The following is an 11,012-nucleotide window of genomic DNA, read 5'->3' on the forward strand; positions in this document are numbered from 1 at the left end:
CAGGGTTAAGTTGCTATATGAGCTTTCAGGTTCAGCCTTCGTTACCGACACTTTTGCCCGCACTGCGCAACTGGTTTGACTCTGAATTGGGTCAGGAGTTGCTGCAGCGGGAACGAGCGTTGCTCGATCGGGTTCTGCCGGGGTTGTTTGGTATGGAGCTGGTGCAGTTTTCTGTCGATAGCCGGGTCAAGCTCTGGGAGTCCAGTCCGGTGCAGCACTGTTTTGCCATTGCACCCCAGCTGGAACTTGGGATGGATGAGGCGCAGCTGGTGGCACTAAGCCATGAGGTGCCGTTGACCCATGAGTCAATGGATGTGGTGTTACTGCATCATGCGCTGGATTTCACACCGGCTCCACACCAGGTGCTGCGAGAGGCTTCACGCATCTTGCGCCCCGGTGGGCATCTGGTGGTGATCGGGTTTAATCCGCTTAGTTTATGGAGCCCACGCCGTTTGTGCCGCAACCGTCGCCAAACGCCGCCCTGGTGTGGCCACTTTCTCAGTCACCGGCGTCTGTCGGATTGGTTAAAATTGCTCGAATTGACTGAACTGAAACACCTTTCCGGGTATTATCTGCCCCCTTTCGATAATCAACGCTGGCGTGCACGCTGCCGATGGCTGGAGCGTTATGAGCGCGGTGGTGTAGGCCATTATGGTGCTTTTTCTTTGGTACTGGCTCGCAAGGATATTGCCGGAATGACACCGATCCGATCAGGGTGGGGGTTACGTCGTTTGATCAATATCCCAGTGGCAAAACCGACCGCAAGGGGACAGATGCGTGAAAACCGTTGAAATTTTTACAGACGGTGCTTGTAAGGGTAACCCTGGCCGGGGAGGCTGGGGCGCGGTGGTGCGCTATGGTGATGCTGAAAAGCAGATCTATGGTGGTGAACCTGATACCACCAATAATCGAATGGAACTGATGGCAGCGATTCAAGCATTAGAATTGCTCAATCGTCCCTGTGAGGTGGTGCTGACCACTGACTCTCAATATGTGCGTCAGGGGATTACCGAGTGGTTGTCTGGCTGGAAACGTAAAGGCTGGAAAACCTCAGCCAATAAACCGGTGAAAAATGCCGATCTATGGCAGCGCCTGGATCAGGCAACGCAACCGCACCAGATCGACTGGCGCTGGGTCAAGGGGCATAGTGGCCACCCTGAAAATGAACTGGCGGATCAATTGGCCAATCGGGGTGCCGAGGAAGTAGCAGCATGAGACAGATAGTACTGGATACGGAAACCACCGGTCTGGAACCCGCTCAAGGGCATAATATTATTGAAATCGGTTGTGTTGAGATGTTCAACCGCCGGTTGACCGGTAAAACTTACCACCAATACGTCAAACCAGATCGTGATGTGGACGAAGAAGCGGTTCAGGTGCACGGTATCACCAATGATTTTCTGGATGATAAACCGCGTTTTGCTGAGGTGGTGGATGAGTTTATTGAGTTTATCCGTGGCGCTGAACTGATCATTCATAACGCCGCGTTTGATGTTGGCTTCATTGATACTGAGTTGGAACGCAATAATCATCCAGAGCGTGTTGCGAATATATGCCTGATCACCGACAGCCTGTTACTGGCACGTAAGAAACATCCCGGCCAGAAAAATAACCTCGATGCTCTGTGTAAACGTTATGGCATCGAAAATGGTCATCGTGAGCTGCACGGTGCGTTGCTTGACTCTGAGATTCTGGCGGATGTTTATCTGGCGCTGACGGGGGGGCAAACAAACTTGTCACTGGCAGGGGGTGATGATAATGATGAGGGTGGCAGTAGGATCCGACGTTTGGAATCAGCATTGGAATTACCTGTGCTGACCCCGGATATGGATGAGTTATCGGACCACGATGCTTTCCTGCAGCGTTTGAATAAATCCGGCGACTGTGTCTGGCTCAAACAGTCAGAGCAAGACTGAATCAGGGCTGCTTTGGATAACAGGTAACGCCTTCCGGCAGGGTATACCAGTCCTGCTTCTCACTGACCCAAATATGTATCGTTGGTTGAATTATTCGGGTATCGGATAGGTTGGTGGGCTTCAATCTGATCTCTTCAGGCTTATCCGGGTTAAAGTGATAGATGCGATTACCGCAATTCGGACAAAATTTCGCGGCAATGGTATTGCCGCTGTCAGCTTTGCGCTGCCACTCTTTCATACGGCCGTTAAATTCCACATCAGTCGCATCAACCACAGCAGTGATACTGAAGGCGCTGGTGGATAGCTTTTGGCACTCGCGGCAGTGGCAGGCCGCAATCAATTTAGCTGGCCTTAATAGGCGGTATGTAACACCGCCACACTGGCAGGCACCTTCAATGGGGTAGCTGATGTCGCTGGTCATAGTGCCTCCTTTTAATGTCGACGCTTCAGTGTAGGCCTCTGCAGGATGTTTCTCCAGATTCTGTTGCTGAAGTCAGGCAATAAAAAAGGCTGACAATGGTCAGCCTTTTTTTGAGCAGTTGAAAATTTATAGCGTATTTACTACCGCTATGTAGCCAACAACGCTCATCACAATGGTATAGGGCAGAGCCATAAAAACCATCTTGCCGTAGGACAGGCGCAACAATGGTGCCAGCGCCGATGTCAGCAGGAACAGAAAGGCAGCCTGGCCATTGGGTGTTGCCACACTCGGAATGTTGGTGCCGGTATTGATGGCAATTGCCAGACTGTCAAAATGCTCACGAGTTATCTCTCCCGCATTCAGGGCGGCGACTACTTCATTGATGTACACCGTTGCCACAAACACGTTGTCACTGATTGCTGACAGGATGCCGTTAGCGATGAAAAATACCGAAGGTTGCTGTTCAATATCCATTGCCAGCACAGCATGAATGATTGGCTGGAACAGATGCTGTTCATGTATGACTGATACGATGGAGAAAAACACTACCAGCAGTGCAGTAAAGGGCAGGGCCTCTTCAAATGCTTTACCAATCTGGTGCTCTTCGACAATCCCGTTCATCGCTGTCAGGAAGATAATGATGGTCAGACCGATTAAGCCAACCGCAGCCAGGTGAAAGGCCAGAGCAAATACTAAATAGAGGGCAATGGCCGCCTGAACCATCAGCGCCACTTTATCCTTGGTGGTGCGCTTGGCGCTTTGCTCGCCATCAAAATCGATCAGAATGTTGCGCACATTTTCTGGTAGTGTCGCGCCGTAATCGAACAGTTTGAATTGCTCAAGCAAGAGGCAGGTGATCAATCCAGCTAGTAATACCGGCATGGTAATTGGTGCCATGAGCACGAAAAACTCTACAAAGTCCCAGCCGGCTTTCTCCGCAATTAGCAGGTTTTGTGGTTCGCCCACCAGGGTGCAAACTCCGCCTAAGGCGGTACCCACCGCACCGTGCATCATCAGGCTGCGCAGAAATGAGCGGAACTGGAGTAAATCTTCCCGGTGGTTTTCCTGCACTGAGGTATCGTTGGCGTGGTCATGTTCCGGGTTGTGATAGGTTTTGCCGGATGCCACCTTATGGTAAACGGCGTAAAAACCGACACCAACACTGATCAGCACCGCAGTAACAGTTAGCGCATCCAGAAACGCAGAGAGGAACGCCGCAGACAATGAAAACAGCAATGCCAACAGTTTTTTGGAACGCACTTTAAGCAGGATTTTGGTGAACGCGAACAGCAGCATATCTTTCATGAAATAGATGCCGGCAACCATAAACATCAACAGCAGAATAACTTCCAAGTTGCTCGCTACTTCATGTGACACTGACTCGGGAGTGGCCAAACCCATGATAATGGCCTCAATTGCCAGCAGACCGCCGGGTTGTAGCGGGTAACATTTGAGGGCTAATGCCAGAGTGAAAATAAATTCAAAGATTAATAACCAGCTGGTTATCACTGGCCCTATTGTGGCCAGCAGGATTGGGTTTATGATCAAAAAGGCCAGAATAGCCTGTTTGTACCAGACTGGAGAATTCCCCAGAAAATTGTTCACAAAGGCTTGCGGTAACGAGTTGCTCATTGCGGGTTCCTATTATAAGAGTCATTCTTATGTGACTTTTTTGCAGCCCAAGATTATCAGTAACTGGGTTAAAGCTGAAGAATACATCAGTAATTTCAGCCTGTAAGCATGAAGTTCCGATAGCTGAAGCTGCTTTGAAAAAGTATGAATGCTGCTGGTGCGAAAATGACAAGATGAGCAGAATTTGCATGAAATCGACATATTGGCTAGCGCAGGATGGAAAGCTACTGACAGATGCAGAAGGGGTGTTCTGTTGTTCTGAGCAACAGTTGCAGACACTGCCGGTAGAGGTCTGTTATGTCTTGGGTGATAACTTGTCTGTTGCGGATGCTCCGCAATTGGCGATACTGCAGCAGGCAACGCTGCCTGAGGCGGTGCAGGCAGGAAATTTACGGAATTTGTTGGCAAATGCTACGGATCTGCGGATGGCAACCCTGTTATCCAGGGCCGCTCAGCTGGCTAATTGGCATGTTCAGTTCCGGTATTGCCCGCGCTGTGCATCTGCGCTGCACCGCGCCATGACTGAAGTGGCGATGCGGTGCCCGGCATGTGAACGTCATTATTACCCACCGACCAACCCCTGTGTCATTGTCCTGGTGCGCAATGGCAATCGTTGTTTATTGGCGCATGCCAGTCGTTTTGCCGATGGACGTTACAGTTTGTTGGCGGGTTTCATTGAAGCGGGTGAAACTGCAGAAGCCGCGGTAGCAAGGGAAGTCGCCGAAGAGGTTGGCATTCAGCTGAAAAACATTCGCTACATCCGTTCGCAGTCATGGCCGTTCCCGCACTCACTGATGTTAGGTTTCTTCGCGGATTATGCCGGTGGGGAGATTCAGCCGGATGGAGAAGAGATCGTTCATGCCGACTGGTTTGGTATCGACGGGTTGCCTGTCCTGCCGCCAAAGTTCTCGATTGCCAGAGGACTGATAGAGCAGTTTTTTCAGGAAATTGGTGCTGAGGCGCCGGTGAGTTCAGCTGCGTTTTTCCCGACTGAATAGTTTTCCCAACCGGGTGGCGAGCATAACATTGCCTTCTGCCCGCAGTTTGCCAGTTAGAAATGCACTCATACCATCTTTCTCGCCACTGATGACGGCAAACATGGTGTCCGCGTTCATCAGCAGGGTGACATGGGGGTCGGGATGGCTGCCCAGACTGGCTGAGCAGTCCGAACCGTTTATATGAATATAGAAGTCTTCATCATCGTGCAGTTTAAATTGAAATACGGCTTCCAGTTCATCGGCTTCGGTGGCGATAAAACGGCTGGGTAATTTTTCAACCACTCGGTTGACAGTCAGCGTTTCATTCATTGCTTCAGACTCCATAGGACAGCTTCGATGCATGGGGTTTTATGATACATTAGCGTCTTTCGCGCTGATAGCTGATAGGGAGTTTTCCGGTGGCTGATTTTTTCTCTGAATATGGATTGTTTTTGGCCAAGTCGGTCACTGTGGTGGTCGCAATCCTGATTGTTGTCATCGGTATGACTGCGGTTGCCCTGCGTTCCCGACGGGAGGGGCATCACGGTGATATTGAAGTCACACACCTGAATGAAGAACTGCAGGAGATGAAGTCTGCTCTGGAAAGCGCCATCCTCGATAAGGCAGAACTAAAAGCTTTGCATAAAGCGGAACGTAAAAAAGAGAAAGCTGAAGCTAAGCAGGCAAAAAAACGAGGAACGGATAAAACCGCAACTGAGGAAGAGCGGCGCAAACGGATCTTTGTGCTCGATTTCGACGGGGACGTGAAAGCGTCTGAGGTAGAGAACCTTCGGGAAGAGATTTCTGCTGTATTAATGCTGGCGGAAGGTAAGGACGAGGTAATGTTGCGTCTGGAGAGTCCCGGCGGGATGGTACATGAGTACGGTCTTGCGGCCTCGCAGCTGGAACGTATTCGCCGCAAACAGATTCCACTGACAATCTGTGTTGATCGCGTAGCGGCCAGTGGCGGTTATATGATGGCCTGTCTTGCCAATCGTATTCTGACTGCACCCTTTGCCATCATCGGTTCCATCGGGGTGATTGCGCAATTACCTAACTTTCATCGCCTGCTGCGTAAGCATGACATCGACTATGAGGTACTGACTGCGGGTGAGTATAAACGTACTCTGACGGTGTTTGGCGAAAACACGGACAAGGGGCGAACGAAATTCATTGAAGAACTGGAAGAAACTCACGAGTTGTTTAAAACATTTGTCGCCAAGCACCGTCCTCAGGTTGATATGCAACAGGTTGCTACCGGCGAAATTTGGTTCGGCAGTCAGGCGCTGGATAAGCAGCTGGTTGATGAACTTATGACCTCCGATGAGTACCTGATGTTGGCGGCAGATGATGCTGATATCTATATTGTTCATTATGAACAGAAAAAATCACTTCAGGATCGGTTGTCAGAATTCAGTGTAAATGCCTTTGAAAAGGTGTTCTGGCGTGCTTTAACCCGACTGAGTGAAACCCGAAATTGGTTTAGATGAGTCCAGTTAGTTAAGATTTAGTTAAAATTGCTTGTAATTTTTAGTGATTTTTGGCTTGATTGGGCCCAGGTTTTAAACATTGACTGGGATCAGTATGGCGTATAAAGGGACACCTTCCAGTATTGTGGAAGCAGCAGAAACCCTGTTTGCAGAGCAGGGTTTCAATGAAACGACTGTGCGGCAGATTACTCATCGTGCGGGTGTTAATCTGGCGTCTATCAACTATCACTTTGGCTCCAAAAAGGGGCTGATACAGGCGGTAGCTGAGAAGTTTCTGACGCCTTTATGTAATTCGCTAGAGCGAATGCTGAATGATTTTCAGGTCCACTCTTCTGAAGATATCGCGCTGGAGGATCTACTGGAGATCCTGATGCGTGCACTGTTATCCGTGCATCACGAAAATTTACATGCTCTGTCGGTGTTTATGCGCCTGCTGGAATTGGCTTATATGAAAAGTCAGGAGGAGCTAAGAGGTTTTCTGTTGCAACGCTATCAAAGCAAGTTGCAGCCCTATTTTAAACTGTTGCACGACAGCGCAGCGCCAATGGAGGATGATGAGTTTTTCTGGCGTTTACATTTCCTGCTTGGCTCCATTACTTTTACCCTGTCCAATTTCCACACCCTGAGCGCCATTGAGAAGACTGAATATCATAGTGATGCTGAGGTTGAAAAAATCATGCATCGCATGATTCCGGTGCTGGCCGCGGGGCTGCAGGCGAGAGCGGACAAAAGTTATTTTTGCCGGATCTGATGACACAACGAATTGAAGTTTCAATCAGCCAGCAAACGCTGCGGCTGCTGGAAGATTCCCATGAGTTAGCGGTCTACCCGGTTTCTACTGCGTTAAATGGAGCCGGGGAGCGAGAAAGTAGCGGCTGTACGCCGCGTGGTGGGCATTATATCCGCGCCAAAATTGGTGATGCTCAACCCATCAACAGTGTCTTTGTCGGCCGTCGGCCAACCGGCGAAATTTACTCTTCTGAATTGGCATTGATGCATCCTCAGCGGGACTGGATTTTGACCCGTATTCTCTGGTTATGTGGCACTGAAACGGGTTTTAACCGTTTGGGCAGTGTCGACAGTATGCGCCGATATATCTATATACATGGTACGCCGGACTCCGAGCCTATGGGTAAACCCTTATCCCACGGCTGTATTCGCATGCGCAATCAGGCTATCCTCGAACTCTTTGACAGGGTCGCGGTCGGAACTGCGGTGGACATTCAAGAATAACGGAACTCTCCTATGCCTGATGCATCGTTGTTTCTCGACCTGGAAGGCACCAGCCTGACGGTCGAGGAAGAGCAACTGCTGGTTCAGCCTGAAATCAGTGGTGTAATCCTTTTTGCCCGTAATACCGAAAATGCTGAGCAAGTGAGTCAACTCACAGCCCAGATTCGTGCCTGTAATCCGCAACTGGTGATCAGTATTGACCAGGAAGGGGGGCGAGTGCAGCGCCTGAGGCAAGGGGTTACCCGTCTACCCGCAGTACAAACTCTGCTGCCAGGCTTTCGGCGGTCACCGGATGTTGCCTTAGCTGAGGCTTCACAGCTTGGCTATCTCATGGCTGCTGAATTGCGGCAATTGGATGTGGATATCAGTTTTGCCCCAGTGCTGGATATTGATTATGGTCACAACGAGATCATTGCCGATCGCGCGTTTGGGGACGATGTCGCTTCAGTGACAGCCTTATCCGGTGCCTATATCCGTGGTATGGCTGATGCAGGGATGGTCGCCACAGGTAAGCATTTTCCCGGCCATGGTTGGGTGAGTGCCGATACTCACCTGGCCGATGCGATAGATGAACGTGACCTGGAGACTCTGCTACATAAGGATATCGCGCCGTTTAAAAGTGCCATTGAAAATGGGCTGGAAGCGATGATGCTGGCGCATGTACTTTACCCATCCTGTGATGACCAGCCAGCCGGTTACTCCCAATTCTGGCTGAATAAAATTCTGCGACGGCAATTGGATTTCCATGGCGTTATTTTCAGTGATGACCTGAGTATGAAAGCTGCCCATTGTGCGGGTGATTACCAGGCACGGTCTGCCCTGGCTGTCGATGCGGGTTGTCAGGTACTGCTGTGCTGTAATGACCGTCAGGGATCACTTGAAGTGATGGAGTACCTGAGAAATCTGGGTGCGCGGCCGGGGATTGCTGTGGCAGGTTTGCGAGGTCGGGACTGGACGATTGATGTTGATAGGTTAGGGCAGGCGCGTTTGCTTGCCGACCGTTTACTGGAGGCAAGCAGTGGTTGAGTTATTGCAAATCTGGCTGGCAAAACTGTTGCCTGAGCAGGCCGAGTCTTCCTGGTTAATACTCTGTGTGCTGGTGTCTGGACTCGCAGTGGTGCTGGATGTGGTGTTGCGCGCGGTGTTTAGTCGGTTAATTAAACAAACCACTAAAACCCGTATGCTGTGGGACGATCTGGTTCTGCATGCCATTAATGCGCCTTTACTGGGATATATCTGGTTGTTGGCCGGGTTTGCCCTGCTGCAGATTTTGCAGCAGCATTTTGACATTGAAGTGCTGGCTGATGATAACCCACTACCAAAACTGAGCTTTATTATCATTGGTGCCTGGGCGTGTTTGCGGTTTTTACGGCGCATGGAAGAGGTCCTGGTTGAGCCGGGTATGGTCAGCAAACCAATGGATCCTACTACGGTCAGCGCGCTGGGCCGGGTGTTCAGGATTATTATCGGTATCATCCTGTTGCTGATTGTCATGCAGAGCTACGGCTACAGCATTTCTGGAATTTTGGCATTTGGTGGTATCGGCGGGATTGCGGTGGGTTTTGCTGCCAAGGACCTGTTGGCCAATTTCTTCGGCGGCATGATGATCTATCTGGACCGGCCATTCAAAGTCGGTGATTGGATTCGCTCGCCGGATAAAAATATCGAAGGGGTGGTCGAGGAGATTGGCTGGCGCCAGACCCGGATTCGTACCTTTGATAAACGTCCGCTCTATGTGCCTAACTCCACGTTTAACAGCATCTCAGTGGAAAATCCGTCGCGCATGACCAATCGACGTATCTACGAATATGTCGGTGTGCGATACGATGATGCGGACCAGGTGCTAGGTATTGTGGACGCTGTGAAAGCGATGTTGGCGGAGCATGAGGCTATTGACCATAACCTGATACTGATGGTCAATTTAGATCGGTTTGGTCCTTCTTCGCTGGATTTCTTTATCTATACTTTTACCAAAACCACTGACTGGGCGACCTTTCATGCGATCAAGCAGGATGTGATGGTCAAGGTAATGGCGATCATTGAGCAGCATAACGCGGAAATTGCTTTCCCGACCACTACACTGCATTTGGCCAGTATGCCAGAACCTACCGAGGCACCAGCCTAAGCTATGCCACACTGGTGTTGCCTGAATCTGGGAGATGCCTGGTTGGCTGATGAGGCTATGCAGCAGCTACAGGCAGGTTACGCCGTATTTTGCCGTGACAGGGCGACGGAGGGTGTTGCTCTGTGGCAGCGGCATGAATCGGATGGACAACTGCACTGTCAGCTGAAGGTTTATTTTCCTCCAGAGGCAGAAGCCTTTGCTCGTGTTGCTGGTGCGCAGCCTTGTGCCAGGCCTGATGTAACCGGACTGGCTGCGTTGGATTTAAAATCGGATGACGCTATGTCTTAAGGAACTGACAATGAAACATGCAATGAAACTCTCTGCACTGACGCTAGCATGTGGTGTGGTTCACACTGCGGTGTTGGCTGATACAACCATTGAAGTGAAAAACGTGGGCTTTGCTACACCGGAATCTGCAGAGTATTACGCTGCAGAAGATGTGATTCTGGTGAGTAATATCAATGGTCACCCGGCAGAAAAGGACCGCAATGGTTTCATTTCCAGGCTCAGTCCTGATGGTACGGTGCTTGACCTGAAGTGGATCGACGGTGAGAACGATGGGGTTATCCTTAATGCACCAAAAGGCATGACTATTATTGGTAAGCGCCTGTTTGTGACCGATCTTGATCAGGTGCATATTTTTCAGCTACCAGAGGGCGGTTCTCTGGGCTCTGTGAATATCAGTGGTAGCTCATTCCTGAATGGCATCACGCCCCTGCCGGATGGTTCTGTGCTGGTGACAGATACTGGTGTGAAGGCGGATTTTTCTCCTGCGGGTAATGATGCGGTGTATCAGGTTTGGTCTGATCGAACCTACCGTAAGTTAATGTCCTTGCCGAACATTGGTGGTCCAAACGGCATCTGGGCTGATGATGCCGGAATTACCCTGGTGACCTTCGGTGGCGGCCAGGTATTTAAATATGATTTAACTGGGAAACCACTCGCTGAGCCGGTAGATCTGGCAAAAGGGCTGGATGGCATGGTGGGGCTGGGTGACCAGCGGTTACTGATCACCAGTTGGGGTGCTTCGGCAATTTATGAGTTCTCCGGGGGCCAGAGTAAAGTTGTCATCACGGATGTAGATGCGCCTGCAGATATCGATATTGATAGCAAACGTAATCGCTTGTTAGTGCCCTTGTTTAAACAGGATAAGCTGTTATTGATCCCGCTGGAGTAGGAGCGAGGCAGTGAAAAAAACACCGGCTTTGCCGGTGTTTT

General features: G+C 50.3%; 14 protein-coding genes. 11 read left to right on the forward strand and 3 right to left on the reverse strand.

Annotated elements, in window-relative coordinates; translation table 11 throughout:
• Positions 1-17 precede the first annotated feature (17 nt).
• From ACFVYJ_RS08135 to dnaQ, 3 genes are read left to right on the forward strand one after another with little or no spacing between them, the layout of a single operon-like run.
• Positions 18-791 (forward strand): class I SAM-dependent methyltransferase, encoded by a 774-nt coding sequence (locus tag ACFVYJ_RS08135; protein ID WP_419415177.1) that lies wholly within the window; start codon positions 18-20, stop codon positions 789-791.
• Entirely contained in the window at positions 778-1,215 is a 438-nt protein-coding gene (gene rnhA / locus ACFVYJ_RS08140) for a ribonuclease HI (protein WP_419415176.1), read from the forward strand. Before ACFVYJ_RS08135 ends, rnhA begins: the two co-directional genes overlap by 14 nt.
• Positions 1,212-1,916: a DNA polymerase III subunit epsilon gene (gene dnaQ / locus ACFVYJ_RS08145; RefSeq protein ID WP_419415175.1), complete on the forward strand. Its 705-nt coding sequence runs from the start codon at positions 1,212-1,214 to the stop codon at positions 1,914-1,916. The genes rnhA and dnaQ overlap by 4 nt, the downstream gene beginning before the upstream one ends.
• A 1-nt stretch (position 1,917) precedes the next feature.
• On the opposite strand, the gene ACFVYJ_RS08150 is transcribed toward dnaQ, so the two are convergent.
• Positions 1,918-2,337 (reverse strand): GFA family protein, encoded by a 420-nt coding sequence (locus ACFVYJ_RS08150; RefSeq protein WP_419415174.1) that lies wholly within the window; start codon positions 2,335-2,337, stop codon positions 1,918-1,920.
• 126 nt (positions 2,338-2,463) lie between these two features.
• A complete protein-coding gene (gene nhaB / locus ACFVYJ_RS08155; RefSeq protein WP_419415173.1) occupies positions 2,464-3,969 on the reverse strand; it encodes a sodium/proton antiporter NhaB in 1,506 nt (501 codons plus the stop codon).
• 188 nt (positions 3,970-4,157) lie between these two features.
• Here nhaB and nudC point away from each other — a divergent pair, with 188 nt between their 5' ends.
• Positions 4,158-4,967 (forward strand): NAD(+) diphosphatase, encoded by an 810-nt coding sequence (gene nudC / locus ACFVYJ_RS08160; RefSeq protein WP_419415172.1) that lies wholly within the window; start codon positions 4,158-4,160, stop codon positions 4,965-4,967.
• Here nudC and ACFVYJ_RS08165 read toward each other — a convergent pair.
• Positions 4,941-5,276 (reverse strand): SCP2 sterol-binding domain-containing protein, encoded by a 336-nt coding sequence (locus tag ACFVYJ_RS08165; RefSeq protein ID WP_419415171.1) that lies wholly within the window; start codon positions 5,274-5,276, stop codon positions 4,941-4,943. The genes nudC and ACFVYJ_RS08165 overlap by 27 nt on opposite strands.
• A gap of 89 nt (positions 5,277-5,365) precedes the next feature.
• Here ACFVYJ_RS08165 and sohB point away from each other — a divergent pair, with 89 nt between their 5' ends.
• From sohB to ACFVYJ_RS08200, 7 genes are all read left to right on the forward strand, one after another.
• On the forward strand, positions 5,366-6,436 hold the full coding sequence (gene sohB, locus ACFVYJ_RS08170) for a protease SohB (protein WP_419415170.1): 1,071 nt from the start codon (positions 5,366-5,368) through the stop codon (positions 6,434-6,436).
• 94 nt (positions 6,437-6,530) lie between these two features.
• On the forward strand, positions 6,531-7,187 hold the full coding sequence (locus ACFVYJ_RS08175) for a TetR/AcrR family transcriptional regulator (protein ID WP_419415169.1): 657 nt from the start codon (positions 6,531-6,533) through the stop codon (positions 7,185-7,187).
• Positions 7,187-7,669 (forward strand): L,D-transpeptidase family protein, encoded by a 483-nt coding sequence (locus ACFVYJ_RS08180; RefSeq protein ID WP_419415168.1) that lies wholly within the window; start codon positions 7,187-7,189, stop codon positions 7,667-7,669. The genes ACFVYJ_RS08175 and ACFVYJ_RS08180 overlap by 1 nt, the downstream gene beginning before the upstream one ends.
• 12 nt (positions 7,670-7,681) lie before the next feature.
• Positions 7,682-8,695, forward strand: a complete 1,014-nt coding sequence (nagZ, locus tag ACFVYJ_RS08185) for a beta-N-acetylhexosaminidase (RefSeq protein ID WP_419415167.1) — start codon at positions 7,682-7,684, stop codon at positions 8,693-8,695.
• Positions 8,688-9,794: a mechanosensitive ion channel family protein gene (locus tag ACFVYJ_RS08190; RefSeq protein ID WP_419415166.1), complete on the forward strand. Its 1,107-nt coding sequence runs from the start codon at positions 8,688-8,690 to the stop codon at positions 9,792-9,794. Before nagZ ends, ACFVYJ_RS08190 begins: the two co-directional genes overlap by 8 nt.
• A gap of 3 nt (positions 9,795-9,797) precedes the next feature.
• Complete coding sequence (locus ACFVYJ_RS08195; protein WP_419415165.1) at positions 9,798-10,082, forward strand: hypothetical protein; 285 nt, start codon at positions 9,798-9,800, stop codon at positions 10,080-10,082.
• Positions 10,083-10,092: 10 nt separating this feature from the next.
• On the forward strand, positions 10,093-10,971 hold the full coding sequence (locus ACFVYJ_RS08200; RefSeq protein ID WP_419415164.1) for an NHL repeat-containing protein: 879 nt from the start codon (positions 10,093-10,095) through the stop codon (positions 10,969-10,971).
• The last annotated feature ends 41 nt before the right edge of the window (positions 10,972-11,012 follow it).

Source organism: Pontibacter sp. JAM-7, assembly GCF_048548695.2.
Taxonomy (GTDB): domain Bacteria; phylum Pseudomonadota; class Gammaproteobacteria; order Pseudomonadales; family Balneatricaceae; genus Neptuniibacter.

Coding starts and splice junctions, on each gene's coding strand:
- ACFVYJ_RS08135 (WP_419415177.1), top strand. CDS start 18: ATGAGCTTTCAGGTTCAGCCTTCGTTACCGACACTTTTGCCCGCACTG.
- dnaQ (WP_419415175.1), top strand. CDS start 1,212: ATGAGACAGATAGTACTGGATACGGAAACCACCGGTCTGGAACCCGCT.
- ACFVYJ_RS08150 (WP_419415174.1), bottom strand. CDS start 2,337: ATGACCAGCGACATCAGCTACCCCATTGAAGGTGCCTGCCAGTGTGGC.
- nhaB (WP_419415173.1), bottom strand. CDS start 3,969: ATGAGCAACTCGTTACCGCAAGCCTTTGTGAACAATTTTCTGGGGAAT.
- nudC (WP_419415172.1), top strand. CDS start 4,158: ATGAAATCGACATATTGGCTAGCGCAGGATGGAAAGCTACTGACAGAT.
- ACFVYJ_RS08165 (WP_419415171.1), bottom strand. CDS start 5,276: ATGAATGAAACGCTGACTGTCAACCGAGTGGTTGAAAAATTACCCAGC.
- ACFVYJ_RS08175 (WP_419415169.1), top strand. CDS start 6,531: ATGGCGTATAAAGGGACACCTTCCAGTATTGTGGAAGCAGCAGAAACC.
- ACFVYJ_RS08180 (WP_419415168.1), top strand. CDS start 7,187: ATGACACAACGAATTGAAGTTTCAATCAGCCAGCAAACGCTGCGGCTG.
- nagZ (WP_419415167.1), top strand. CDS start 7,682: ATGCCTGATGCATCGTTGTTTCTCGACCTGGAAGGCACCAGCCTGACG.
- ACFVYJ_RS08195 (WP_419415165.1), top strand. CDS start 9,798: ATGCCACACTGGTGTTGCCTGAATCTGGGAGATGCCTGGTTGGCTGAT.
- ACFVYJ_RS08200 (WP_419415164.1), top strand. CDS start 10,093: ATGAAACATGCAATGAAACTCTCTGCACTGACGCTAGCATGTGGTGTG.